At 63.5% G+C, this 25,852-nt stretch carries 24 protein-coding genes and 1 other annotated feature; of the genes, 15 read left to right on the top strand and 9 right to left on the bottom strand.

Features of this window, described 5'->3' with window-relative positions:
* Nucleotides 1-91 precede the first annotated feature (91 nt).
* The 4 genes from purH to htpX all read right to left on the bottom strand — a co-directional run bounded on the left by purH (nucleotide 92) and on the right by htpX (nucleotide 6,186).
* Nucleotides 92-1,708 carry a bifunctional phosphoribosylaminoimidazolecarboxamide formyltransferase/IMP cyclohydrolase gene (purH, locus tag WNZ15_RS13200; protein ID WP_342893447.1) on the bottom strand — a complete coding sequence of 539 codons (1,617 nt, stop codon included), beginning with the start codon at nucleotides 1,706-1,708 and terminating at the stop codon, nucleotides 92-94.
* 95 nt (nucleotides 1,709-1,803) lie between these two features.
* Nucleotides 1,804-3,561, bottom strand: a complete 1,758-nt coding sequence (locus WNZ15_RS13195; protein ID WP_342893446.1) for a heparinase II/III family protein — start codon at nucleotides 3,559-3,561, stop codon at nucleotides 1,804-1,806.
* Between the two features lie 129 nt (nucleotides 3,562-3,690).
* Nucleotides 3,691-5,067, bottom strand: a complete 1,377-nt coding sequence (locus WNZ15_RS13190; RefSeq protein ID WP_342893445.1) for a transcription antitermination factor NusB — start codon at nucleotides 5,065-5,067, stop codon at nucleotides 3,691-3,693.
* Between the two features lie 159 nt (nucleotides 5,068-5,226).
* Nucleotides 5,227-6,186, bottom strand: a complete 960-nt coding sequence (htpX, locus tag WNZ15_RS13185; protein ID WP_342893444.1) for a zinc metalloprotease HtpX — start codon at nucleotides 6,184-6,186, stop codon at nucleotides 5,227-5,229.
* Nucleotides 6,187-6,337: 151 nt separating this feature from the next.
* Between htpX and WNZ15_RS13180 the strand changes: the two genes are divergently transcribed.
* On the top strand, nucleotides 6,338-6,601 hold the full coding sequence (locus WNZ15_RS13180; RefSeq protein ID WP_342893443.1) for a DUF1674 domain-containing protein: 264 nt from the start codon (nucleotides 6,338-6,340) through the stop codon (nucleotides 6,599-6,601).
* 55 nt (nucleotides 6,602-6,656) lie between these two features.
* Here the strand turns inward: WNZ15_RS13180 and WNZ15_RS13175 are convergent, their stop codons facing one another.
* Nucleotides 6,657-7,310: an SGNH/GDSL hydrolase family protein gene (locus WNZ15_RS13175; protein ID WP_342893442.1), complete on the bottom strand. Its 654-nt coding sequence runs from the start codon at nucleotides 7,308-7,310 to the stop codon at nucleotides 6,657-6,659.
* A 103-nt stretch (nucleotides 7,311-7,413) separates the two neighbouring features.
* Here WNZ15_RS13175 and WNZ15_RS13170 point away from each other — a divergent pair, with 103 nt between their 5' ends.
* The 7 genes from WNZ15_RS13170 (at nucleotide 7,414) to WNZ15_RS13140 (ending at nucleotide 16,002) form a co-directional block, all read left to right on the top strand.
* Nucleotides 7,414-7,584, top strand: a complete 171-nt coding sequence (locus WNZ15_RS13170) for a hypothetical protein (RefSeq protein ID WP_342893441.1) — start codon at nucleotides 7,414-7,416, stop codon at nucleotides 7,582-7,584.
* A gap of 66 nt (nucleotides 7,585-7,650) precedes the next feature.
* A complete protein-coding gene (locus tag WNZ15_RS13165; RefSeq protein ID WP_342893440.1) occupies nucleotides 7,651-8,874 on the top strand; it encodes an aminotransferase class I/II-fold pyridoxal phosphate-dependent enzyme in 1,224 nt (407 codons plus the stop codon).
* Nucleotides 8,871-11,666 carry a DNA translocase FtsK gene (locus WNZ15_RS13160; RefSeq protein ID WP_342893439.1) on the top strand — a complete coding sequence of 932 codons (2,796 nt, stop codon included), beginning with the start codon at nucleotides 8,871-8,873 and terminating at the stop codon, nucleotides 11,664-11,666. The genes WNZ15_RS13165 and WNZ15_RS13160 overlap by 4 nt, the downstream gene beginning before the upstream one ends.
* A gap of 115 nt (nucleotides 11,667-11,781) precedes the next feature.
* Nucleotides 11,782-12,429 carry an outer membrane lipoprotein carrier protein LolA gene (locus tag WNZ15_RS13155; RefSeq protein ID WP_342893438.1) on the top strand — a complete coding sequence of 216 codons (648 nt, stop codon included), beginning with the start codon at nucleotides 11,782-11,784 and terminating at the stop codon, nucleotides 12,427-12,429.
* A gap of 22 nt (nucleotides 12,430-12,451) precedes the next feature.
* Entirely contained in the window at nucleotides 12,452-13,426 is a 975-nt protein-coding gene (locus WNZ15_RS13150) for an ATP-dependent carboxylate-amine ligase (RefSeq protein ID WP_342893437.1), read from the top strand.
* Between the two features lie 91 nt (nucleotides 13,427-13,517).
* Nucleotides 13,518-13,575 (top strand) — a sequence feature (sul1 is cis-regulatory element that is thought to sense ions involved in sulfur or methionine metabolism; They are found in Alphaproteobacteria).
* A gap of 64 nt (nucleotides 13,576-13,639) precedes the next feature.
* On the top strand, nucleotides 13,640-15,130 hold the full coding sequence (locus tag WNZ15_RS13145; RefSeq protein WP_342893436.1) for a SulP family inorganic anion transporter: 1,491 nt from the start codon (nucleotides 13,640-13,642) through the stop codon (nucleotides 15,128-15,130).
* A 17-nt stretch (nucleotides 15,131-15,147) separates the two neighbouring features.
* On the top strand, nucleotides 15,148-16,002 hold the full coding sequence (locus WNZ15_RS13140) for a universal stress protein (protein ID WP_342893435.1): 855 nt from the start codon (nucleotides 15,148-15,150) through the stop codon (nucleotides 16,000-16,002).
* 104 nt (nucleotides 16,003-16,106) lie between these two features.
* On the opposite strand, the gene WNZ15_RS13135 is transcribed toward WNZ15_RS13140, so the two are convergent.
* The 3 genes from WNZ15_RS13135 to WNZ15_RS13125 all read right to left on the bottom strand — a co-directional run bounded on the left by WNZ15_RS13135 (nucleotide 16,107) and on the right by WNZ15_RS13125 (nucleotide 18,257).
* On the bottom strand, nucleotides 16,107-16,310 hold the full coding sequence (locus WNZ15_RS13135; RefSeq protein WP_342893434.1) for a DUF1737 domain-containing protein: 204 nt from the start codon (nucleotides 16,308-16,310) through the stop codon (nucleotides 16,107-16,109).
* Nucleotides 16,311-16,348: 38 nt separating this feature from the next.
* On the bottom strand, nucleotides 16,349-17,233 hold the full coding sequence (locus tag WNZ15_RS13130) for a CoA ester lyase (RefSeq protein ID WP_342893433.1): 885 nt from the start codon (nucleotides 17,231-17,233) through the stop codon (nucleotides 16,349-16,351).
* 109 nt (nucleotides 17,234-17,342) lie between these two features.
* Nucleotides 17,343-18,257, bottom strand: a complete 915-nt coding sequence (locus WNZ15_RS13125; protein ID WP_342893432.1) for an EamA family transporter — start codon at nucleotides 18,255-18,257, stop codon at nucleotides 17,343-17,345.
* 183 nt (nucleotides 18,258-18,440) lie between these two features.
* Between WNZ15_RS13125 and WNZ15_RS13120 the strand changes: the two genes are divergently transcribed.
* Nucleotides 18,441-18,902, top strand: a complete 462-nt coding sequence (locus tag WNZ15_RS13120; protein WP_342893431.1) for a GNAT family N-acetyltransferase — start codon at nucleotides 18,441-18,443, stop codon at nucleotides 18,900-18,902.
* A gap of 33 nt (nucleotides 18,903-18,935) precedes the next feature.
* On the opposite strand, the gene WNZ15_RS13115 is transcribed toward WNZ15_RS13120, so the two are convergent.
* Complete coding sequence (locus WNZ15_RS13115) at nucleotides 18,936-20,003, bottom strand: DUF2125 domain-containing protein (RefSeq protein WP_342893430.1); 1,068 nt, start codon at nucleotides 20,001-20,003, stop codon at nucleotides 18,936-18,938.
* 212 nt (nucleotides 20,004-20,215) lie between these two features.
* Here WNZ15_RS13115 and WNZ15_RS13110 point away from each other — a divergent pair, with 212 nt between their 5' ends.
* From WNZ15_RS13110 to WNZ15_RS13085, 6 genes are all read left to right on the top strand, one after another.
* A complete protein-coding gene (locus tag WNZ15_RS13110) occupies nucleotides 20,216-20,734 on the top strand; it encodes a gamma-glutamylcyclotransferase (RefSeq protein WP_342893429.1) in 519 nt (172 codons plus the stop codon).
* Between the two features lie 145 nt (nucleotides 20,735-20,879).
* Nucleotides 20,880-21,698: a 2OG-Fe(II) oxygenase family protein gene (locus WNZ15_RS13105; RefSeq protein WP_342893428.1), complete on the top strand. Its 819-nt coding sequence runs from the start codon at nucleotides 20,880-20,882 to the stop codon at nucleotides 21,696-21,698.
* A gap of 57 nt (nucleotides 21,699-21,755) precedes the next feature.
* On the top strand, nucleotides 21,756-22,817 hold the full coding sequence (locus WNZ15_RS13100) for a hypothetical protein (RefSeq protein ID WP_342893427.1): 1,062 nt from the start codon (nucleotides 21,756-21,758) through the stop codon (nucleotides 22,815-22,817).
* Nucleotides 22,814-23,770 carry an aminoglycoside phosphotransferase family protein gene (locus tag WNZ15_RS13095; RefSeq protein WP_342893426.1) on the top strand — a complete coding sequence of 319 codons (957 nt, stop codon included), beginning with the start codon at nucleotides 22,814-22,816 and terminating at the stop codon, nucleotides 23,768-23,770. The genes WNZ15_RS13100 and WNZ15_RS13095 overlap by 4 nt, the downstream gene beginning before the upstream one ends.
* Entirely contained in the window at nucleotides 23,760-24,647 is an 888-nt protein-coding gene (locus tag WNZ15_RS13090; protein ID WP_342893425.1) for a TIGR01459 family HAD-type hydrolase, read from the top strand. The genes WNZ15_RS13095 and WNZ15_RS13090 overlap by 11 nt, the downstream gene beginning before the upstream one ends.
* A complete protein-coding gene (locus WNZ15_RS13085; protein ID WP_342893424.1) occupies nucleotides 24,644-25,852 on the top strand; it encodes a hypothetical protein in 1,209 nt (402 codons plus the stop codon). Before WNZ15_RS13090 ends, WNZ15_RS13085 begins: the two co-directional genes overlap by 4 nt.

Genomic DNA, 25,852 nt, shown 5'->3' with positions numbered 1-25,852 from the left:
GATAAAGGGTGATAGTCTCTTGCGCCATCCCGGCTCGCGCTCCGGCCCGGGATGACGTCAGAAGGGCGGGTGTCGTTCTCCCGATGCCCGATCAGTGGCGGAAGTGGCGCATCCCGGTCATGACCATGGCCAGACCCGCCTCGTCGGCCGCCGCGATCACGTCGTCGTCGCGCATCGAGCCCCCCGGCTGAATGACGGCCGTCGCCCCTGCTTCCGCTGCTGACAGCAAGCCGTCGGCGAAGGGGAAGAAGGCGTCCGATGCGACCACACAGCCCTTCGTCAGCGGCGTGCTTAATCCCGCGGCTTCGGTTGCGTCAAGCGCCTTGCGGGCAGCGATCCGGGCGGAATCGACACGGCTCATCTGACCCGCGCCGACCCCGACTGTGGCGCCGTCCTTCGCATAGACGATGGCATTCGACTTGACGTGCTTGGCGATCCGGAAGGCGAATTTCAGATCGGCCAGCTCCTGATCGCTCGGCGCGCGCTTCGTCACCACCTTCAGGTCGAGATCGTCGACGACACCGTTGTCGCGGGACTGGACCAGCAGGCCGCCGGCAACGGATTTGACGAACAGCCCTTTCGTGCGGGCGTCGGCGAGACCGCCGGTGACCAGCAGGCGCAGGTTCTTTTTCGCCGCGATGATTTCGCGCGCGGCGTCATCCGCATCGGGCGCGATGATCACTTCGGTGAAAACCTTGACGATTTCCTCGGCGGCGGCCGCGTCCAGCGGCCGGTTCAGCGCGACGATGCCGCCGAATGCCGACACCGGATCGCAGCGCAGGGCCTTTTCATAGGCCTCTTTCAGGGTCGCCCCTTCCGCCACGCCGCAAGGATTGGCGTGTTTGATGATGGCCACCGCACTGGTGCGGTCGGGATCGAATTCGCTGACCAGCTCGAAGGCCGCATCCGTGTCGTTGATGTTGTTGTAGGACAACGTCTTGCCCTGGACCTGCTTCGCGGTGGCAACCCCGGGCCGGCTTTCGCCGGTCTTGTAGAAACCCGCGGTCTGATGCGGGTTTTCGCCGTAGCGCATGACTTCGGCGAGTTCGCCGCCGACAGCCCGGTGCGCCGGGGTCGCCTCGCCGAGCTGATCGGCCATCCAGTTGGACACCGCCGCGTCATAGGCCGCCGTGCGGGCAAACGCTTTCAGCGCCAGTGTCTTGCGCAGCCCGATCGGGGACTGGCCGCCGTTGGCGTCGAGTTCGGCAACCACCGTGCCGTAATCGGCCGGGTCGGTGACCACGGTCACGTACGCGTGGTTCTTGGCTGCCGCGCGGGTCATGGCCGGTCCGCCGATGTCGATGTTCTCGATCCCGGTGGCGTAATCCGCACCGGAGGCAACCACCTGTTCGAACGGATAGAGATTGCCGCAGAAGAGATCGATCCCGGCAATGCCATGATCGCGCATGGCGGCCGCATGATCGGCGTCGTCCCGGATCGACAGCAGGCCACCATGAACCATCGGATGCAGCGTCTTGACCCGCCCGTCCATGATTTCCGGAAAGCCGGTGACTTCGGAAATGTCCAGAACGGTCAGCCCGGCCTCTTTCAGGGCCTTGTAGGACCCCCCGGTCGACACCAGTTCGACGCCGCGCTCGCTCAGTGCCCTGGCGAAATCGACCAGACCGGCCTTGTCGAAGACGGACAGCAGCGCGCGTTTGACGGGCACAAGTTCGGGAACGGGAACGGCTTTGGACACAATGGCCATGAATTTGCCTCGCGGTAAGGGACGCCTTGGGAGAGTTGCGGCTGCCCCTAGCACGTCTTCAGGCAAATCGGAAGGTCACTTCAGGTTCGTGGCGCCTATTCCTCGAGCGGCAATTCTTCCACGTCGTCGAAATCGCTGGTGCCGCGCCGGCTGAGTTTGGCCGCCACCGTCTTGCGGAATTGCCAGCCCACGGACGGCGATTCCAGCAGCGATCCGCTCACCACGATCTGGTCGGTCTTGCGGTGTCCATAGACATCCGAAAGATAGATGCTTTCTTCAAGGCCCACCTCGGTGCCCGGCGCCTCGAACTCCCAGGCTTCTCCGTCCCTGCACACCAGCAGCACCGCCGAGCCGCCGCGAACAAGCGACGAGCGCAGGCCCGGGTGGAGATGAAAGCGGATCGCATAGTGTTGGTCCGGATCGACCGGCCCCACGGCGCCGAATGTGTCGACACCGTCCAGAACCGTCCCGTCGGCCGCAATCCTCAGATCCCGCTCGTGGACGACATTGAACTCGGCCACATATCCGTCATGCGAGGCCGTGACCCTGCTGCCGGTGGCGTCGTCCTCCCGCTCGACCGGAACGGTGGCCGGGCCGGACAGAATGGGAGCCCCGAGAATTTGGCCGAAGGGCTTGTCGGACAGGAACCGGCAGGAGGATGTGTCCTCGATGACGGCGGTCGAATGGGCCGCCGTCGACCGGCTGACCCGGCGCCACAACGGGTTCGACTTCGGCGACACGCCGCAATTCACCACGATGCGGTTGCTTCCCGAGGAAAATTCGAAAGACAGGCAGCCGGCATGGGCATCGCCCGAGACATTGACTGCCGGGGAGGGGCCCGTGTCGATTATCGCGACGGATTGTCCACCGCTCAGGCGCTGATACCCGGAATGGGGCGCGTTCAGGGGCGGCGCTCCGCGCGCATCGTCATAGGCCAGGATGGTCGCCACCAGATCGCCCGGCGTCGAGCCCATGCCGTTGAAATGGGCCAGCGCGCCGTCGCCATGACGGAAGAAACGCAAAAGGGGCATCATCCGGTCCACCGACTGCAGCATCGCAGGGGGCACTTCCAGGCCTTGGGCGACGAATGCCTGCCGAATCGGCAGGAGATCGGCCAGGATGTCGATCAGCGCCTTCGGATTGCGCGAAATATGCCCCCCGTCAGGCAGGATCTGGCGGGTGAGTTCCTGGTCAAGACGACGGATGCTCTGGCGCGCGAACCGGCCCTGGCCGGCCATGGAGATGCAGGCCGACGCGATGGCCAGCGTTCCGTGAAGCCGCTCGACGCCGTCTTCGGTCTCGTTGATGGTCTGGCGCAGAAAGCGCACCTGCCGCGCCAGCGACTTGACGAAACTCCGGTAGAAGTCGTGATCGCCGTCCTGGAGAATGAACGGCGAATGCGCCAGCCACGAGAGGATCCGCCGCGTGACGACGGACGCTTCCCAGCCGATGTCGTGCCAGCGGCCGCTATAGCGGATCCAGTCCTCGACGAGCGCCCGGGCGTTCTGCCGGGAAATCTGGCTGTCGGATGCGCGCAGGTCGCGGAGCCAGCCGAAACTGTGCAACTCGCGCTGCCAGTCCTCGTGCACGGCCTTGAGTTCGAACGGGGAGCGGCCTTGTGTCTCGACGAGGTGGCCGGAAAACAGAAAACGGCCGCCATAGATGTCGGCGGCGTTGGTCGCATCCGCCGTGCGCAGGTCCTGCGGCGCGATCAGAAGGCGCGCCGGCACAGCCGAAAACGGCTGCATGCGGAACAGCGGTCCACCATGCATCCACTTCAGGGAGCGTTGCCAAACATGCAGGGCCACAAGACGCCAGACCAGGCCTCTTTCATTCAGGCTTGCGATATTCACCAAACCATCCCCGATACTGATGGTTCAAACCCGTCTATGGGAACTCTCCGGCTGCGAAAACGGAAAAAGACACCGTTAAGGTTAGCATTTCATTTAGAGAATCATTGCAAATGAACAGTTTATGCCGCGTTAAAGACGCTTGAATCTGGCTGCGAAAAACCCGTCCATGCCCTTGGACTCACCGGTTGCCGCCGCATTGTGGCAGGGCAGGCAGCGCAAATATCCGTCATTTGTGACCAGATGGGCAAGCCCGCCGACCTCGTCGGGCACCACGTCCACCCGTGTCACACGGCCTTTCTGGCGCTCCAGAAAGGCAGCCGCCTGGGCCTCGCCCTCGGATGTTTCGAGCGAGCACGTGCAATAGACGATCAGTCCGCCGGGCTTGACCCAGCCGACGACACGGTCCAGCAGGGTCCGCTGAATTTCGGTCAGTTTCTCGACGTCGTAGGGCTGCTTGATCCAGGGAACGTCCGGGTGCCTGCGGATCGTTCCGGTGGCACTGCAGGGGGCATCCAGCAGGACCGCATCGAACGGCGCGTCCGGTTCGAATTTTCGCAGGTCGGCGGCAACCGTCCGCACATTCAAGCCGAGCCGGGCCATGTTGCCTTCAAGGCGCTTCAGCCGCGCGCTCGAAATATCGATGGCGGTCACGTTCGCCCCGGCCGCAGCCAGTTGCGCCGTCTTGCCGCCAGGCGCCGCGCACAGATCCGCGACCTCCAGACCGGTGACCTCTCCCAGAAGCCGGGCCGGCAGCGCCGCCGCGGCGTCCTGAACCCACCACTGACCGTCTTCGAAGCCTTCCAGTGCCTCGACGGCGCCTTTTTTCGTCAGCCGGACGCTGCCTGTGCCGACGGTTTCTCCGCCCAATCTGCGCGCCCAGTCTTCCGGATCCGCCTTCACCGAAAGATCCAGCGCCGCTTCGCTCTGGTGCGCTTTCGCGATCATCCGGGCCGTGTCTTCGCCGAAAGTCTCCCGCCAGCTCTCCAGAAGCCAGTCCGGTGTGTTCAGGAGATCGGGCTCGAGGCCGCCGGTGATCTCTTCCTTCTCACGACCGAGGCGCCGGAGCACTCCATTGACCAGCCCCTTGTAGGGCCGCGCCCGCCGGTCCAGGCCGGCATGGTCTACCGCCAGCGAGACGGCGGCGCGGTCCGGAACCTCCATGAACAGCATCTGCGCGATGGCCACATGCAGAATGTCCAGAATTCTGCCGGTTTTTTCCGGAATCGGCCTGTCGAGCAGACGCTCCAGAACCGCGGCGATTTCGCCGCGGCGCCTCAGGGCGGTGCCGACGATCGCCCGCACCAGCGCGCGGTCGTTGGCGGCCAGCACACGAAATCCGGAATGGCCCGAGACCGTGTCCAGCTCCCCGTCAAGCGGCCGCTTCTTGAAAACCACGTTGCCGAGCAGATCCGCCGCTACCTTGCGGGCGGCAAAACCTGGTTTGTCGAACCTTTCCGCCGCCGTGCCGGCTTCGGGTTTCGGATTGCTGTTCGGCCGTTTGGTCAAGGAATTTCCAATCGCGTGTCGGCCGGTGACATACGGCCTGCATCAAAATCAAGCGCCGCAGACCGGGTGACCGGTCGCGGCGCAGGACCCCATTCTAGGTCCGGTCGCTGTTCCGGCAAAGCATTTTTCCGGGTACGCCCGTTTTGTCCCGGCTTGCGACTAGCCCCAGGGGCCCTTGCTGGGACGCGATCCGCCGGAGGGAGCCCGCCGCCCTGTCCCGCCCCAGGGCCCGGAGGCCCGCGGCGCGGCACGGCCGAACGCGGCACGGTCTCCGCCAAGCGGGCCGCTATCGGCCAGCTTGCGCAACGCGTCGATGCGGTTCTGGGTGTTCGGATGCGTCGAGAACAGGTTGTCCATGCGCTCGCCGGACAGCGGGTTCATGATGAACATATGCGCTGTTGCCGGATTTGCCTCCGCGTCCGGATTGTGGATCCGCTCCACGCCGCCGGCGATCTTGCCGAGCGCGGAAGCGAGCCACATCGGTTCACCGCAGATTTCGGCGCCCATGCGGTCGGCCGCGTATTCCCGTGTTCTCGAAATCGCCATCTGCACGACCATCGCCGCCATGGGCGCGACAATCATCATCAGGAGCATGCCGACGAACCCGAGCGGATTGTTGCGGTTCCCGCCGAAGAAGAACGCGAAATTGGCCAGCATCGAAATGGCACCGGCAATCGTCGCGGTGATGGTCATGATCAGGGTGTCGTGGTTCTTCACGTGGGCGAGTTCATGCGCCATCACGCCGGCGACTTCCTCCGGTGACAGCATGTTGAGCAGTCCGGTCGTCGCCGCAACGGCCGCATTCTGCGGGTTTCGTCCGGTCGCGAAGGCATTCGGCTGAGGATTGTCGATCAGGTAGACCTTGGGCATCGGCAAGCCGGCGTTTTGTGCAAGCCCCCGCACCATGTGGTAGAAGTCGGGCGCGCTGCGCTCGTCGACCTCCCTGGCATGGTGCATGCGCAGCACCATCTTGTCAGCGTTCCAGTAGCTGAACAGGTTCATGGCCGCCGCAACGGCAAGTGCGATCATCATGCCCGACTGACCGCCGATCATGAATCCGATCCCCATGAACAGGGCGGTCATCGCCGCCAGAAGCATTGCTGTGCGGATATAGTTCATCGCCGCTGGTTTCCGTTTCGCTTTCTGATCCTGAAGTGTCTGATGGCCCCGTCAGGGACCGGTTCTTCCAGAAAGATGGGGAGTGCTGCCAATCTTGGCAAGAATGCCCTATATGTTCATGACAGGATCGTAATCTGGACGAACAGGGCCCATGACGGACAAGCCGGACACCCCGACCGCCGCCTACAGCCACAGCGCGGCGCCCTCACTGAAGACCGAACCGCAGGCGGCTCCCGCGAAACGGTTCGAGGATCTGCCGCCCGCGGCCCAGCGCGCCCTGCGGGAGGCCGAAGCCCGCCGAAGTGAAATCGACGCGCGCGAAAAGGCTCTGCCGGAAGAGAAAAACGGCCGTGGCGGGCTGGAGCCAACCCGTTACGAAGATTGGGAAATCAAGGGCCTGACCGTGGATTTCTGATCGCGGTCCACATCCGTGTTGAAGTCGGTTCTGAGGCCAGACCGACAGCCGAACGTCAGGTGAGTTTTCTCACTTCTGCGGCAACGGCCACGGCGAGGCCGGCCTGCGGTTCCGCGTCCAGATGGATCGCATCGACGGCGCTGGCCGATATCACCGAGCCGGTATCGAAGAAGGCCGCACCGTAGTCTGCCGCCTTGTCAGAATAGCATTTGGCAAGCCGGTGTGATTCCACGACGCTCTGCTCGCTGAATTGCGCCGCGAACGGTGTGCCTGCCATCGGTCCCAGAGGCGGCGGCGCCATTAGCAGCACCCTGGGCGCCCGACCCTCGACGTCGTCCGTCGGCCGCCGCGCGAAATCCAGCAACCGCCCCATCGCCACCGCGATCGTGTCCGCGTTCATCGCAAAACGCGCCTGCAGGTCATTTGTCCCGAGCATCATGATCAGGATGTCGATCGGCATGTGGGTCTTGCGCACGATCTCCAGATGCCGAAGCCCGTTCTTGTCGCCCTTGACCGGATCCTCGAATACGGTCGTGCGTCCGTTGACGCCCTCCTCAATCACATGGAAGCCGCCGCCGAGTTCCTTCTGCAGCAGCCGCGTCCAGCGGACGTCGTGTCCGTATCGGGATTTGTCGACCGGATTGAACCCCCATGTGAGCGAATCTCCGAAGCAGACAACGGAAATCGGATCTTTAACCGTCACAGCCATTGTAAAACCTGTTAAAACGAGTTCGAATTTCAGATTTCAACGATTACCGCCTCTCAATCGCGAGAACAAGAATGCCGGTGCGGTCACCGGCTACAGCCTCAACATGAAGACGGCGGTCAATGCCCTCGGCATGACGGGCACCCAGTACGGGTTCGGCAGGCGCCTGCCGACCAACGCCGCCGAAATCCTTGCGGGACACCCGGTCGCGGGAAATCCGGTCGCCGGCACATCGGAGGTCTACGGACGAAAGTCTGTTCCGGTGCCGGTTGGTTAATAAGGGATTTACCAGAGAGGCGATAGAGTCGGTCCAGAGTTATGCGTAACGACTTTCGGATCCCTGATGATTGCCAGCCCAAAGCCCTATCAGCGCGGCAAGTGCCTGCCGAGTTCCAATCCGTTCCAGCGGCTCGCCGACCTTCTGGACGGCGCGACGCCGGGCCGTGATCCGATCATCATGACCATTGGCGAGCCGCAGCACGCGATACCGGACTTCGCGGCGGATGTTCTGGCGGAAAACATGGGCGATTTCCGGCGCTATCCGCCCATCAACGGCACACCGGAATTCCGGCAGGCCATCGCCTCCTGGCTGGACCGGCGCTACGCGCTTGACGGCACCGTCGATGCGGACCACGGCGTGCTGCCGCTCAACGGCTCCCGCGAGGGTCTGTCCTTCGGCGCCATTGCCGCCCGCGACCAGCTCGACAAGGGTCTGGATCATCCGGTGGTGATCCTGCCCAACCCCTTCTACCAGACCTATGCCGCCGCGGCCCATGTGGCGGATGCCGAAGCTGTCCTGCTGGATGCGGTCGCCGCCAACGGCTTCCTGCCCGATCTTGACAGTCTCGATCCGGATCTTCTGCAAGGAACTGTCGCCTTCTACATCGCCTCACCCACCAATCCGGAAGGCCATGTCGTTGATATCGCCTATTGGCAGCGCCTGATCGAACTTGCCCGCAAGCACCGTTTCTTCATTTTCGCCGATGAATGTTATTCGGAAATCTACCGCGAAACGCCGCCTCCCGGCATCCTTGAAGCCGCCAAGGCGATGGGCGGCGGCTTTTCGAACATCATCGTCCTGAACTCGCTGTCGAAACGATCCAATCTGGCCGGTCTGCGCTGCGGTTTTGCAGCCGGAGACCCGGATTTCCTGCGAAGATGGGCAAAGTTTCGCGGTCTCGCCGCACCCCAGGTGCCGCTGCCGGCCCAGGCCCTGGCAGTGTGCGCCTACCAGGACGAAAACCATGTCGCGGAGAACCGCCGGCTCTACAACGAAAAGTTCGAGGCCGCGGAACGGATCCTCGGTCCGATCCTCGGGCCGGTGACACCTGAGGCCGGGTTCTTTCTGTGGCTCGACGTGAGCCGCTGGGGCGACGGCGTCTCCGTGGCCCGGGCGCTCTGGAGCGACATCGGGATCAAGGTCCTGCCGGGCGGTTATCTGGCCTCGGATCAGGCGGACGGCGGCAATCCGGGCAGGAACTATATCCGCATCAGCCTGACCGCACCGCTGGAGCAGGTGGAAACCGCCCTTGATCGATTGGCAAACTGGATGGGAGAAACAGCATGAGGCGGGCCAGCGCAGTTCGCGGCAACGGCCGCAGGGGCTCGGTTGACCTTCTGGACACCGAAAGCCCGCTCAAACGGTTTGCCCGGCGCAATCTGGCCGGCGCCGCCGGACTCGCCATCATCGCCCTGGCGGCTATGATGGCGGCCAGCCTGGCCACATGGTCGGTCAGCGACCCGAGCCTCAACCACGCGACCGGCGGCCAGGTTCGCAACGCTCTTGGGGCACCGGGCGCGATCCTCGCCGATATCCTGATGCAGACCATCGGCCTCGCGACCGCCGTTTTCCTGATCCCTCTGGTTCTGTGGGGCTGGCGCCTCCTGACCGGACACACGCTCGGCATCGGCCGCCGCCGGCTTGCCTACTGGCTCATCGGCTCCAGCCTCGCGGCCGGCGCCCTGGCCGCACTGCCCGTTCCCGACAGCTGGCCTCTGCCCACCGGCCTCGGCGGGTTCCTTGGCGACACCGTTCACTGGGCTCCGGCCCTGATCACCGGCAACATGACAAGCGGCGCGGCAACCATTGTCGGCGGCCTGGGGCTGGGTGTGCCCTCCGTTCTGTTCCTGCTGGCCGCCGCCGGATGGCTTGGTTCCGCCGGTGAGCCCGTCACCCGGGTCGAACCGGCCGCTGCCCCGAAAGGCCACGGAAAGTCTCTCGAGGACGATCTCGGCCTGGACGATGACGAGGCCGAATCCCGTGTTGGAATGATCGCCAGCGCATTCGTCGGCCAGATGGAACACTGGGGCCTGCAGGCCGCGACCCAGTTGCGCCGGGTTACCGGCCTGCAGCGCAGCCGCCCGCGCGACGAGGACGACTGGGACGAGGACGACACCGAATCCGACTACGAACCCGAAGACAGCCGTCAGGACAGCCGGTTGAAGGCGTTCCGCAGAGCGCTCACCGGCCGTCTGGTCCCGGAGGACGATGACGGTCTCGACGAATTCTACGACCGCGACGACAACGACGAGGATACCGATACCGGCGGCTTCGGTCATGCGTTCCACGATGCTGGCCACCAAACTGGCCACGTCGGTGGCGACTACGACGACCATGGCGATGGCGACACCTTTGCGCCCGATGAGCTGCTGATCGACAAGGGACCGGTCACCGGAAGGCCGGTCGTTCCTGTCGGCATTGCCGCGCCGGCATCCGTCGGCGAGGCGGCCACCCAGCAGTCCGCGACGGCCGGCCGGGTGATCCCGGCGGCACCGCGTCCGAAACAGAGCAAACGCGCCATCGCGGAGGCGCAGCCGTCGTTTCTCGGCGCGCCCGAGGCGTATGAACTGCCGCCGCTGCACCTGCTCGCCGAGCCCAAGACGGCCGGCAAGGTGCCGGGCCTGTCAGCCGACGCGCTGGAACAGAATGCCCGCATTCTGGAAGGGGTGCTGGAGGATTTCGGCGTCCGCGGTGAAATCATCGAGGTCCGTCCGGGCCCCGTCGTGACCCTTTACGAGCTGGAACCGGCACCGGGCATCAAGTCCTCACGCGTCATCGGGCTTGCCGACGACATCGCCCGATCCATGAGCGCGATCTCCGCCCGTGTCGCGGTGATCCCGGGCAAGAACGCCATCGGCATCGAATTGCCGAACGCCCGCAGGGAAACCGTCTACCTGCGTGAATTGCTGGCCGCCCAGGACTTCGAGAAATCGAAGTCCAAGCTGGCGCTGGCCCTCGGCAAGACCATCAATGGCGAGAGTGTCGTCGCCGACCTGGCCCGCATGCCCCACCTTCTGGTTGCCGGGACCACCGGTTCGGGCAAGTCCGTGTCGATCAACACCATGATCCTGTCCCTGCTCTACCGGCTGACACCCGAGCAGTGCAAGATGATCATGATCGACCCGAAGATGCTGGAACTGTCCATCTATGACGGCATTCCGCACCTGCTGACGCCCGTCGTGACCGATCCGAAGAAGGCCGTCGTGGCGCTGAAGTGGACGGTCCGCGAGATGGAGGACCGCTACAAGAAGATGTCCAAGATGGGCGTCCGCAACATCGACGGCTACAACACCCGCATCAAGCAGGCCCTGGAAAAAGGCGAGAGCTTCACCCGCACCGTCCAGACCGGCTTCGAGCGCGACACCGGCCAGCCGATCTACGAGGAAGAGGACCTGCCGCTCGAGGCAATGCCTTATATCGTTGTTGTCGTCGACGAGATGGCCGACCTGATGATGGTCGCCGGCAAGGACATCGAAGGCGCGATCCAGCGGCTTGCCCAGATGGCCCGGGCCGCCGGCATCCACCTGATCATGGCAACCCAGCGCCCGTCGGTGGATGTCATCACCGGCACCATCAAGGCGAACTTCCCGACCCGGATCTCGTTCCAGGTGACGTCGAAGATCGACAGCCGCACCATCCTGGGTGAAATGGGCGCCGAACAGCTGCTCGGCATGGGCGACATGCTGTTCATGGCCGGCGGCGGCCGCATCCAGCGTGTCCACGGCCCGTTCGTTGCCGATGAGGAGGTGGAAGACATCGTCAAGCATCTCAAGGTTCAGGGCACGCCCCAGTATCTGGAAGCCGTCACCGAAGAGGAAGACGGCGGCGACAGCCCCTATGACGGCGGCGACGGCGCCTCAGGCGGCGGCGACGGCAACGATCTTTACGACAGAGCTGTCGCCATCGTGCTCAAGGACAAGAAGGCTTCGACCTCCTACGTCCAGCGGCGCCTGTCGATCGGCTACAACCGCGCCGCCTCGCTGATCGAGCGCATGGAACAGGAAGGCCTGATCAGCGCGGCCAATCACGCCGGCAAGCGGGAGATTCTGGTGCAGAACGGCCTCGAGGAAGACTTCTGACCCATTGTTTTCCCGCTTTTTGTGATTTTATGTCAGGTGGTGCCAAAGCTTTGCCACACACGGCCCTTAACTCTAGGAAACGTGTACCGAAGACAACGATCCAGGATCCTGCAACATGCTGAAATGCCTCGCTCACCGTCTGTTCAAGTCTTTCGCGGCGACAGGTTTGGCTGCGGGCCTTGCCCTGTCGGCGCTTGTGCCGGCCATGGCCCTGACCGAGCACGAGCAGAAGACCCTTCAGGATCTCAATGTCTATTTCAACTCCGTGAAGACCATGCACGGAGACTTCATCCAGTTCGGTCCCGACGGCAGCCAGTCGGACGGCAAGTTCTACATGGCGCGTCCCGGCAAGGTCCGGTTCTACTATGCCAAGCCGTCCGTTCTCGACATTGTCGCCGACGGCAAGTCCGTCTCGGTCAAGGACCGCAAGCTTAACACCCAGGACATCTGGCCGCTGGGGCAGACCCCGTTGCGCTTTCTCCTGTCCGACGACATCGACCTGCAGAAGGACACCAACGTCACCAATGTGCTGGTGGAAGAGGACCTTGTCACGGTGACCATCTTCGACAAGACCAAGTTCAACTCCGGCACGCTGACCTTGATCTTCGATGCCAAGGACTACGCCCTGAAGCAGTGGACCGTGACCGACCAGCAGGGCTACGACACGTCCGTGGCGGTCTATAACGTCGTCTCCAACGGCCCGACCAATCCGGACCTGTTCAAGATCGACTATCTGGCCAATGCCCGCCAGGGCAGGAATTGACGGCCGGTCCGGCGGACCACCCGTGAGCGCGGCAGAGACGTCCGGATCCCGCGCCGCCGTCTTCGAACTGCTGGAAGCGTTCTGCGCCCGCAACGATCTGCGGCTGACCACCGCCGATCCGCACGGCCACGCGGGCCTGGTCGAGAGCCCGGCCGGCAAACGCTGGTTCTTCAAGGGCACCCGCTTCGATCTCAATCCGCTCGGCGCGTCTGAAATTGCCGGTGACAAGGCCTATGCCGCCTCGTTTCTGAAAGCAGCCGGGATCGCCGTCCCCGCCGGCCATTTTGTTCCGGCCGATGACATCCGGGACGGCAAGCGCCCGCCCGAAGAGGTCCTGGATTTCGCGGAAGACCGGGGATTTCCCCTGTTCATCAAGCCCAATTGCGGCCGCGAAGGCCTGGACGTGATGCGGGTGGACACCTACCACACCCTCCAGAACGGTTTGCAAATTCTCGCCAAACGCCACCAGCAACTTCTTGTTCAGGAGGAGATCCGGGGCCAGGAACTGCGCATTCTGGTGCTGGACGGCGGTATCCTGTGTGCCATCGAACGCCACCCGCCAAAGGTGACCGGAGACGGCGCGCGCAGCCTCGCCGAACTCATCGACGCCGACCCGCTTGTCGACGCCACCGACGGTCGGATCGATTTCAACCTGTCCCAGCAAGGCCTGATGCTGGAAACCGTCCCGGCGGACGGCCAGACGGTGACCGTGCTGCCCGTCGCCAACCTGTCGGCAGGCGGCACCGCCCGCATCGTCACCGGCCCCCTGTCCGCCGGCCTTGCCGCTCTCGCCCGTCATGCCGCCCGGACTCTGGCGTTGCGCTACGCCGCAGTGGATCTGATCCTGCCGGAACGGCCGGTCCCCGGCACGGCCGCGATCGTCCTGGAGGTCAACGCCGCACCGGGGCTGGGCAGACTGTCCCGGCAGGGCGAAGCGGAATCCGCGCTGGTGAAAGAAGTCTACGACAAGGTGTTCAGCGCCCTGTTCACGGCATGACGCGGTCCGGCGCGTGCCACATGATAAAACGGCAACCACCACCTGCCGGGACTTGGCTTCCCGGTTGCAGCGCGGTATGAATGCCGGACCACAAGGACCCGGGTGCGATTCCCGGGTGGCTCTTCCGGCCGCCGATCCGCCGGACAACCCGATACGAATGATCTGGCACACCGCAGCGCCAACCGCTTCGGCAGACAGAACTTTGGGCTGTATATGATTTCATTCTCTCAATACAAGAACCAGTGGACGGGCAACATCCGGGCCGACCTGCTGTCGGGTCTCGTGGTTGCGCTCGCCCTGATCCCGGAAGCAATCGCGTTTTCCATCATTGCCGGTGTCGACCCGAAGGTCGGCCTCTACGCGTCCTTTTCCATAGCGGTGCTGGTCGCGATCACCGGGGGCCGTCCGGGCATGATCTCGGCCGCGACCGCCGCAACGGCGGTGCTCATGGTCACGCTGGTCAAGGATTACGGGCTGCAATATCTGCTCGCGACCACCGTGCTCGCCGGCCTGTTGCAGATCGGCGCGGGCGTGCTGAAGCTCGGCTACGTGATGCGCTTCGTCTCCCGCTCCGTCATGACCGGCTTCGTCAACGCGCTCGCCATCCTGATCTTCATGGCGCAATTGCCGGAACTCGATCCCTCGCGCGTTCCGCTGCTGACCTTCGCGCTTGTCGCCGCGGGCCTCGCGATCATCTATCTGTTCCCGCGCGTGACCAGGGTCATTCCCTCGCCGCTGGTCACGATCCTCGTGCTGACCGTCCTCACCATTGCGTTCGGCTGGGACGTGCGCACCGTCGGTGACATGGGTGAGCTGCCGAACACGCTGCCCATCTTCCTGATCCCGGACATCCCGCTGACCTTCGAGACCCTGCAGATCATCTTCCCCTATTCGCTTGCCGTCGCCGTCGTCGGCCTGCTGGAAAGCCTGATGACCCAGCAGATCGTCGACGATCTCACCGACACATCCTCCGACCGCAACCAGGAATGCATCGGCCAGGGCATCGCCAACACCGCGACCGGCTTCATCGGCGGCATGGCCGGCTGCGCCATGATCGGCCAGTCGATGATCAACGTGAAATCCGGCGGACGCGGGCGCCTGTCCTGCTTTGCCGCCGGTGTGTTTCTCCTGTTCATGGTGGTGGTTCTGGGCGATCTCGTCGGCCAGATTCCCATGGCGGCCCTGGTGTCGATCATGATCATGGTGTCGATCGGAACGTTTTCCTGGAGTTCGATCAGGAACATCAGGGAACATCCGCGCTCGTCCTCCATCGTCATGCTGGCGACGGTCTTCTTCGTGGTCTACACCCACAACCTTGCCATCGGCGTGCTTGTCGGCGTGCTGCTGTCGGGCCTGTTCTTCGCCTGGAAGATCTCGCAGATCTTCCGCGTGACAACGTCCGTCAGCCCGGACGGGCGGCACCGGACCTACAAGGTCGAGGGCCAGCTGTTCTTCGCTTCCTCCGAGGACTTCATGAAGGCCCTCGACTTCAAGGAAGCGGCCGAAAAGGTAACGCTCGACGTCAGCCGCGCCCATATCTGGGACATTTCCTCCGTCGCCGCCCTCGACATGGCGGTGGTGAAATTCCGAAGAGAGGGCGCCGAGGTCGACATCGTCGGCATGAACGCGGCAACGGAAACCATCGTCGACAGGCTTGCAATTCACGACAAGCCGGGCGCCATGGAAAAACTGCTGGGGCATTAGGGTTTAGGGAGGCACACATGACCAAGGGAACGCTGATCGCCCTGGTGGACGGTTCGAAATACTCCGAAAGCGTCTGCCACTACGCAGCCTGGATCGCAAAGCGGACGAAGAGCACGATCAAGATCTATCACGTGCTCGGACGCCGTGAAGGTGCCGACAGGCAGGATCTCAGCGGAGCGATCGAGCTCGGCGCCCGGACCCACATTCTGGACGAGCTGAGCGAACTCGACGCGCGGCGCGCCAAGCTCACCCAGGCCAGGGGCCGCGCGATCCTGGAAGACGCCCAGGCGATTATCGAAGCCGATGGTGTCACCGTCGAAACGCGGCTGCGGCAGGGCGATCTGGTCGAGACGGTCCTTGCCAAAGAAGACACCGGCGACATGATCGTGATCGGCAAGCGCGGCGAGGCGGCGGATTTCGCCAAGCTGCATCTGGGCTCCAACCTGGAACGGGTCATCCGCTCAAGCAGCAAGCCGGTCTTTGTCGCCAACCGCGAATTCAAGCCGGTCACCAGTGTCCTGATCGCCTTCGACGGCGGCCAGTCCTCCATGAAGGCGGTCGACTACCTCGCCCGGAACCCGCTTCTGGCAGGCCTGCCCGTCACGCTCGCCTTCGCGGGCAGCGATACCACCGACATCCGCAAGTCCCTCGAAGACGCCCGGGCGACCCTGGCCGCCGGCGGCTTCGACGCGCAGATCCTCATTCAGGCAGGCAAGGCCGATGCCGCCCTCGGCAAGCTGGTGGAAGACGGGAATTACGATCTGGTCGTCATGGGCGCCTACGGCCATTCCCGCATCCGCCATCTGATCATCGGGTCGACCACCTCCGAGATGATCCGCACCTGCAAGGTCCCGATCCTGCTGATGCGGTAAGGCCTTTCGGGTGCCGTCGAGGCTGAAACCCGGCAGTCGCCGGCAAGAGCGTGCCTTGGGCGTGCCCGGAGCCCTCGAATGTCATAGCCTCGGGCGCCTGACCCTCAATAATCGCCGAGCTTCATGTCCGGTGAGTAGTCTCCCGGGGCATCCTTGGTCACGGCCTGGCCGCAGATGGTCGCGCCGCGGGCGGCGTCGAAGGTCAGCGACGGAGAGCCGGACAGCGACCAGCCCTTGTTGAGCGCCTGGGTGACCCGGTGGCAGAATTCGCTGTCGTCGACGCCGGTGATGAAGCGGTACAGTTTCATGAAGAGTCTCTCGTTGCTGTCAGGATACGTGCTTTCTGTCAGGCACGGGCGGCGATGGCATCGGCGATGGCGATCACCCGCCGGCCCATCTCCGCATGTAGCCGCTCGACCATCTTGCCGTCCACCTGGATCGCGCCCTTGGACGCATTTTCCGGCAGCGCGAACACTTCGTTGATCCTGCGGGCCCAGGCGATCTCTTCCTTCGACGGGCTGAAGGCGTCATGGCAGGGCCCGATCTGTTTCGGGTGGATCAGCGTCTTGCCGTCCATGCCCATGTCCACGCCTTGCGCGCATTCCGCGGCAAAACCCTCCTCGTCCTGAAAGGCGTTGTAGACCCCGTCGAGAATGTCGATGCCGCCGGCCCGCGCCGCGGCGACGCAGGTCATCAGCCATGGCGTCATCGCCGCCCGTCCGGGCGACAGGCGCGCGCGGGTTTCCTTGGCCAGATCATTGGTGCCCATGACGAAGCAGGACAGCCGCACCTGCCCGTCCCGGCCGCAGGCACCGATCGCGCCGGCATTGAGCATCGCCTGCGGCGTTTCCATCATCGCCCAGAGTTTCAGATCGCTGGACGCACCCAGGACCGAAAGCTTGTGGGCGATCATCTGCAGGTCGGCAGGCGCGTTGACCTTGGGCACCAGGATCGCATCCGGGTTGGCCTTGACTGCGGCGGCGAGATCATCGTCGCCCCAGGGGGTCTCCAGAGCGTTGATCCGGATGACGACCTCGCGCTCGCCATAGCCGCCTTCGGAAACCGCCGCGACGATCTGGCTGCGGGCGAGGTCCTTGGCGTCCGGTGTGACCGCATCCTCCAGGTCGAGCAACAGACAGTCCACATCCAGGGTTTTGGCCTTTTCCAGCGCCCGCGCATTCGAGCCGGGCATGTAGAGGGCGGAGCGACGGGGTTTGAACGAAGTGGTCATCGGTTGGTCTCTGATCAAAGGGAACGCGGAATTCGGAATAACCTAGTGGATCGGGCCAGTAATACCATCCGCCGAAGGGGGAACAGCCTGTCATGCCAAAGAGTGGTGATCATGACCCATCTGACGGCGTCGCCGGTCCCCCTTTCGAGGCTGACCTGAAAATCATGTCCTTGGCCGCGATGACGGCGCCAAGCGTGATCGCCACACAGGCGATGCCGACGGCCATCGTCAGCGGACCGAACCCGAAGGCGATCAGGAGCAGGGTCGACAGCAGCGGTGCGGAATAGGCGGCCGCACCCAACACCTGGATGTCGCCGCGTTTGACGCCGATATCCCAGGTGAAAAAGGCAAGTCCGACGGGGAACGCGGCCAGGGCCAGAACGGACGCCCATTCCAGCGGCACCGCCGGCCAGACGGTTTCCTCAAGCGCCAGATGACACAGGCCGGAGAGCAGCGCCGTCATCAGGCAGAAGCCGGCGACGGCTTCCGTCGGCACGGAGCCGAGCCGGCGCGACAGCACCGAATAACTCGACCAGAACAGGCAGGACGCCACCGCCGCGCCGTAGCCGAGCATCGATCCCCCGGAAAACTGCACGCCCTCACCGCCGGTGATCAGCAGGACCGCGCCGGCAAGACCCAGAACCGCGCCGATGACATGGTGCAACCGCAGGTGTTCGCCCGGCAGAAGCGCGGAAAACAAGACGATCAGCAGCGGCCAGGTGTAGTTGATGAGGTTCGCCTCTACCGGCGGTGCGTTTCGGATCGCGGTGAAATAGAAGAAATGGAAGCCGAACAGGCCGAAGGTGCCGAAGGCCCAGACGCCGATGGGCTGGCGCAGCAGGCGTGTCCTGCCCGTCACCACGAGCCACACCAGGGCGATCGCACCGGAAAAGCCGAAACAGAGCGTGTTCAGCAGGAACGGCGGCACCTGGCCGGACCCCGCGCCGAACAGACCAAGTGTTGCCCACATCAGCACCGCGCTCATTCCGATGAGTGTCGCCTTGAGCCTGTCCGCGTTCGCCATGCCGTCTTTCCGTCGTTTCGGTTGTCACGCTCATGGCATGAATGGGAGGCCCGCGAAAGAGCGTTGCCGGATCTGCCCCGGCAAACCCGCCGCAAAGCATATTTGATCGAGGTCCTTGATCCCGGATCGGTTTTCGGGACATTGTGTGCCTCACCTAAGTCGATTTTCTTTTCCGGGGACTACATGACGACACCGCAGATCAGGGCTCTCGGGCCGGACGATGCCCATCAGCTTGCGCCACTCATTGCCGAAAACGCTCAGGCGCTGAAACGCGGCGCGCCACGGCGCCCCGACGAATATTACGCAGAACGGATTCTGGGAGACAAGAGCGCCGAAGTGATCGGTGCGCTGGACGGCGGCGAGCTGGTCGGTTTCGCGGTGTTCTTCGACCTGCCGGAACTCATCACCGGCCTCCGGATCGGCCAGCTCGACGATATCTACGTGCATCCCGATCACCGCAACAAGGGCATCGGCCGCCGGATGATCGAAACCCTGGTTTCAGAGGGGCAGACGCGCGGCTGGCTGCACCTGCGCTGGCTCGTTCCGGGCAAGAATGCCCCGGCCGTCGCTCTATACGAGAAGATCGCCGAACCCGACCACCGCAAGAGCTACGTCATCCCGATCGACCGGATCGCCGGCGACTGAGCGAAACAGGCACTTCTGCTGCCGTTCTCTATCCTAGGTCCCCGCCTGAAACAGCGGCGGGATCCGGCCAACGGGCAAAAGGCCAAGCTGGACCAGCCCGTTGGTGATTGTGACGGGAATCGTGATGGACCGGACACCGTCAATCTCCGTTGCTGCCGGTTCCAGGCTGTTCACCACGCCTTCAAGCAGCGGGTAAGTCCGGTCTTGCGCGGGAAACAGCGGTTTCAAGGCCCGCACCAGAGCGCCCGCATTGCCGAGTGTCAGGTCGAGCGCGCCGGATATCGTGCCGTCGCCCGCAAGAACCAGGTTGCCGCGCGCGGTTGCCCGGCCCGTGCCGAGCACGGCTTCCCCCAGAACCAGGTCTATCGGCAGGCCGTCGCCACTGGCCCGCACCAGCGAGATGAGGTCCGCCCCCCCGAGGAGACCCATGCCGCCGTCGATTCGGGCATGACCGCGCAGCATGATCGCCTGACTCAACTCCGGCAGGGCAGCCAGAGAAAGACTGTCGACGGTCACGAACCCTTCCAGTATGCCTGCCGTTCCCGGCGCTTCGCGCACATGCAGTTCCGCTTTGTCCGCCGAAACCAGCCCGTCCGGCACGTCGCCCGCAAGGGTGATCCCAGGCTTGGCGATCACGGCATCGAGGGCTCCGAGAGAATCTTGTCCAAATTTCATGCTGGCGCGGGCAGTGTCCCATGTGATCTCTCCGGCCAGGCCTGAGAGCGGCACCGACAGGGACGCCGGGGAGTGTGCCTCGAAAATCGCATGCCGGGGATTGTAGATCAGCGCCACGGCGTCCAGCCCGCCGAGCGATCCGGTCGTTCCGGACCGGTCCGCCGTGCGCATCTCACGGCAGGCGACCTCGTAACGGAACGGATAGCCGGCGATGGACAGATCGGCACAGGCAAGCTCCAGGCCCTGACCGGCCATGCGGTCAAGCTGCAGGTCCAGCTGTTCGGCCAGCACGGACCGGCCGTAGGCCCAGGCCGCCGACCATCCCGCGACCACCACGACAACCGCGACGAGCAGCAGAATATAGCCGCGCCTGGAACGCTTCGGCGATTTCGGGGGCGTCGGCGCCTTGATTTCGGTATCCGTCACGGGATTGAACTTCCTCTCCGGGGGGCCACAGGGACCCTGTCTACCGTGTCCGGCGCGAAACCGCAGCACCGAAGCGGCATTGAATTGGCGGGCGCGGCTTGGTATCTCCGCACTTGCCAAAGCACTTTCAAGAAACACGGAACCATTTGATCCAAGCGGGGCACCTGTTCCCGTGTTTCTTAAAAAGGCTCTGCAACAGAATACAGGTCGATATGAGCGATTTTTGGGTCTTTGGCTACGGCTCCCTGATGTGGAACCCGGGATTTGCCTTCCTGCGGTCCGAACGAGCGCTGCTCACCGGCGCCCACCGGTCTCTTTGCGTCTATTCCTGGGTACACCGCGGCACCCGGGAACGGCCCGGACTTGTCTTCGGTCTGGACAATGGCGGCGCCTGCCGCGGCATCGCCTATCAGGTCGCCGAGGAGACATGGCCGCAGACGCTGGACTACCTGCGCGCCCGGGAACAGACCACGATGGTCTATCGCGAACACCATCATCACATCGAACTGGATGACGGCGGCAAGATCGAGGCGCTGGTCTATATGGTCGACCACGGCCATGCGCAATATGCCGGGGCATTGCCCCTGGAAAAACAGCTCGAAATCGTTCAGGGCGCGGTCGGCCAGTCGGGCGAAAATCCGGAATATGTCATCAACACCGCAGCCCATCTCGAAGACATGGGCATCCGCGACACCGGTCTGTCCTGGCTCGCGGATCGGCTGAAAACCTAGGGTTTCGGACACTCCGGACTGATCCCGGGCAGATGCGACCGGACCATCCGGCCGTCACACCCGGCGACACCCTCAAAAGATGCGTCATAAAACTGTTACGTACTATAGGTAGCAAATCCCTCCAAAATTTGTGAGGAGGCTAACTATGCAACGAATCGCCCGGGAGCTCATCAGCAAGGGTCACGCCAAGATCAGGCTGAACGCCGAAGACGTTGATACCCTCCTTTCGGTGTTCGGCTCGGCCGACCGGTTCTTCAACCAGGACAAGGCCGAGAAAGCCGCCTTCAGATTCAAGAGCGATGTTGAAGGCTATCGCGAAATCGGCGCGGAATTCTCAATCTCCGAAGACAGGCCGGATCTGAACGAGGCCTATGGGGTCGTGCTGGGCAATATCCCTTCGACACAGGCCCGTGGCTGGGCAACCGGAAATGTGCTTTTCAAATCTCTGCTGGACGTTTCGAAGGTCTACCAGCCGACGATAAACGCACTGTTCGAGGCCCTTCGCCAGGAAATCAATCCGGACGGGGCGGTGCTGGAAGTTGGAGACACCTCGTATCTGCAGGTCAATTATTACCGCCCCTCGGCGGAAACCCGCGATTTTCTGCAGGACCATCACGAGGACGGGCACCTTTTGACCGTGGTCAAGGCACTCGAACCGGGCCTGGAAATCAGGCCGGACGACCGGTTTGAACCGGTCGTTCTGGAAAGGAACGAGATCCTGCTCATGCCGGGAAGCCTGCTTTCCATCATGACGGGAGGAGAGATTCCGGCCTTGTGGCACCGGGTGCGCAACACCAACGCCCAACAGAACCGTGCATCCATGATGTTCTTCGTCAATCCATGCCTGAAGGAAGCACCGGCCCCATGGAAATCGGGCCCGTCGGGCCAGGATACGGATCTGGCGGCCGCCTGTGTCGAGCGTTCGGTCGCCTTCGGCCTGGAGCCGATCGATACGGCAGTTTGAACCCGTGGTGACCGGGTCCGATCCTGTCGGGCTCCCGAATATGGACGGTGCAAAATCATGAAAAGAAAAGTATTGGTCCTGAGCGCTGGCGATCCTGCCGGCATCAATTTCTGCAAGTCTCTGGCCCTGCAACCGGACCGTTTCCAGATCCAAGGAGCGGACACCGACATCTATCGCCTGCATCTGGCCTGTGCCGACAGCCGGCATCTGCTGCCCCCGCCCGGCGACGAAAATTATCTTGCGGCCCTGAACCGGCTGATCGAGGAAGTCGAGCCCGATCTGCTCTATGCCGCCGATACCAACGCCGAACTGATCTTCGTCTCTGAAAACCGGGATCGGATCAATGCGCGTGTGTTCATGCCTCCGCCCGCGGCGGTCACGTCCTACGAAAACAAGTTCGAGACCTATCTTGCCTGCCGTGAGGCCGGCATCACCGTTCCCGAGACCATCATGCTCCGTGAGCCTGCCGATGTGGACAGGGCGATTGCGGACTTCGGCGAAATCTGGATCAGGGCAACCCATGGCAGCGGCGGTTCTGGCTCTCTGCCGACGTCCGATCCCGTGCTGGCCTGCGCCTGGGTCGAACGGAATTCCGGCTGGAACCGATTCAGCGCCTCGCAGCGGCTCGGCCGGAAGATGGCCACCTGGATCGGACTGTGGGACGCGGGCAGGCTGGTCACATGCCAGGCGCGCAAGCGTCTGCACTGGGAATATGCCCATCTCAGCCCGTCGGGCGTAAGCGGCATCACCGCCGCACAGGCCACCACGGACGACCCGAAGATCCACGAGGTCGCGCTCGCCACCATCGAGGCGGCCGCCCATGTGCCCAACGGGGTCGTCGCGGTCGACCTGACCTATGACAATGACGACGTGCCCAACCCAACGGAGATCCAAGCGTCCCGCTTCTACACGTCGATCTACTTTCTCGCCCGCGCCGGTCTCAATTTCCCGGCCCAGTTCGTCAAACTCGCCCTTGGCGATCCACTCGACACGGATCTCACCGGGACCCATCCGCTCGAGAACGACCTTGTCTGGCTGAAGACCGTCGATGCCGAGCCGATCCTGACGACGGCCGAAGAAGTGTCGGGCAACCTCACCAGGTGGAAAGTGGCGCAATGATCAGCGCCCGCCAGGTCCGGGGTGCGATGGAGCCGCAGTACCGCTCGGCAAGCGTTTCGGCGATCAGGCCCCTCGCCAGCGGCATGTTGAACCATGTGTATCGGGCGCAATTGAGTGACCCGCCCTGCGACATCGTTGTCCGGGAGCGCCACTTTACCGATCCTGAATACGGACAGTTTTTCGCCGCGGAACGGCTGGCCTATCCCCTGCTTTCCCGAGACCGGCCAAGGGTGCCCGCGTTTCTGGGCGCGGACGAAAGCGGCACGCTTTCAGGAAACCCTCTTGCAGTATTCGGTTTCATTGACGGCACCCGTCTGGACGACCTGTTGGAAGACCGTCCGTCTTCAAGGCTGCTGCGCGCGCTTGCCATCGCGATTGGCCATGTTCACGAGGTCGCCGCACCCGGCTACGGGACGTTGTCCGCGACAACCCATGGACCGGAGGAAACCGGGGCGTTCTGGCAATCCCTGTTCGAAGCCGAAGCAGCGACCCTTGCCAGGCTTTACCCGGCATCCGCGGAAAACCTGAGATCCCGTATTCCGGAATGGCTCGCCCGCCTCCGCGAAGCGCCACCCGGCCTGGTCGCGCCGGCACTGGTTCACGGGGATTTCCATGCTCGCAACATCATCATCGACAGCACCGGCGAACCGAACCTGATCGATTGGGAGGCGGCCCGCTTCCGGTCGCCCGGCTATGACCTGGTGCAGATCCTGGACCTCAATCTGATCCGGCACAAAGGCGCGGGGACCGAATTCCTCTCGCACTATCTCGCGACCCGCAGGATTTCCGCCTCACCGGATGAGGCCATGAAAATCATCGACGTCTTCAAACGGTTCTGGCGCATCCGCATGGGAGGCTTCATGTGCCTCAACGATGTGCCCGGCTGCTCTTATTTCGGTTTCCAAGCCGACTACCGCAGATACCTCCAGGAGGGTGGATTTCTTGAATTCTGACTCTGTAACGGCACTGACATCCATTCTGGATGTGCTTCCGGACTACGATGTGTTTCTCATCGATCAATGGGGCGTTCTCCATGAAGGCCACGCGGTTTATCCGGGTGCGCACGAGGCCTTGCGTGAAATCAAGCAAGCGGGCAAGACCACGCTCATCCTGACCAATTCCAGCAAATCCAACCTGGTGAACGCCGACCGGCTCGAACGGCAATTCGGCATCGGGTCCGACTGCTACGACCACATTGTCAGTTCGGCGCATTATCTCATCGAAGCGCTCGTCCGCAATCCGGCCTCGGTCTGGCCCGGCTTCGCGGGCTCTTCTCCCAGGGCCTTTGTCCTTGCCGACGGCAGGGACATCGCCATCGTTGAGGAAAGCGGTCTTGCCTGCGCCCCGGGCATCGCCGAAGCGGACTATGTCCTGCTGCTCAGCGTCCCGCCCGGAGAAGGAAGCGCGGATCACGAACACTGGATACCGGACGCGATCAGGCGCGGATTGCCGCTCGTCTGCCCGAGTGCGGATCTGCACTCGGTCTCGGTCAAGGGCCTGGTCAACGGACTGGAGTCGGTTGTCTCCGCCTATGCCCGGGGCGGTGGCAGCTTCGTGAATTTCGGCAAGCCGTCTTCCTCCATCTACGAGGTGGTGCGGTCCCTGACCGACTGTCCGGCACCGGCGAGGGTGCTGGCGATCGGCGACCAGACCGGATCGGACATAGCGGGAGCGAAGCTGAAAGGGTATCACAGCCTCCTTGTGCTGACCGGTGCCGGAACGGCGCGGCTTGGGACCGGTGACCTTGAGAAGGCGGCCGGCATCCTGGATGCGCCCGCCTTTCCCGAAGCCGAGCGGCCTCACTACATCATGACCTCCCTGAAACCATGAGCGCGGAGCACCCCCTGACGGGACGGGTCCGGCCGCGGACGCTCGCGACCGGCCTCGTGCTGCTGCTGTCCGTTTTCGGAGCGGGAACCTTCGGACAAACCTTTGTCTGGGGTATCCTGGCACCCGATATTCTCGCCGCAACCGGGCTCGGCAATGCGGAATTCGCGGCGGCAATCAGCATTGGCGGCCTGGCCGCCTCCACGCTTTACCTGTTCGCCGGCCTGTATGCTGCCAGGATCCGGCCGGAACGCCTGCTGACGGCCTCCCTGATCCTGACCGGCATCGTTCTGCTGGGTTTCATGCCCGCATCGGTATCCTGGACGGGACTTGTGATCGCCTTCGTGCTGCTGAGGCTGTCGTCCCGGCACATGCTGTATCACGCCGCCGAGATGACGATTTCGGCAAACCGCACCGATCTGGGCCGGTTTGGCGCAATGCTGATGTCAGCCGCCTATCCCCTGTCGCTGTTTGTGGTGCCACCCGTTGTCGTGCTTGTGCTGGCCGTTTCGGACCTGGCGAATTTCTTCACGATCGCGGCGGCCTACGCGTTCGTGGTCGGGGGCGCTGCCTTCCTGATGGCGATGCGCTTCGGCACACCTGCCGTCAGCAAGGACAGATCCGCAGGATCCAACACTTTCCAACTGCTGCTTGACCCGCGCTTTCTGCTGCTGACGGCTATCTATTGCGTGACATTCGGTCTCGATACGGCGGCCCTGCTGTTTCACAAGACCCTGTTCGAGGGGATCAACTCGGTCAACATCCTGACGCTTTATGCCCTCGCGCAAATAGCGGGCACCGGCCTTGCCACGTTTCTCGCACCGCGCATTTCGGGACCGATGTTCCTTTGGTGCCATCTTCTGGTTCTGTCTGCCGGCATTGCCAGCCTGGCCCTGCTGCCCGGCATCGGCCACATCGGCTTCTTTCTCGGTCTCGGCGGCAGCATAGCCATGTCGAACTATGCGGCCGTCTACTTGTGGTCCGGCGAGTTCAAACCTCTGGATTTCGCCAGGGCGGTTGTCCTGCGGGGTTTCACGGCGGCCTCGGCGGGCGCGGTCGTCGCCATCGGAATCGGCAGCCTGATCGACCATGGCGCCGGACCCGGCACCCTGATCCGGTTCAGTGCCGCAGCTGCCGTGTTTGCGTCCATGTGTATCGCCGCCTACCACATGATGAGCACACCCGCGCGAACGGGAGCCGAACTCTGA

This window comes from Roseibium sp. AS2 (assembly GCF_038900065.1).
Taxonomy (GTDB): domain Bacteria; phylum Pseudomonadota; class Alphaproteobacteria; order Rhizobiales; family Stappiaceae; genus Roseibium.
Note: the sequence above shows the minus strand (reverse complement) of the source record. Positions and strands in the feature narration are given on the sequence as shown.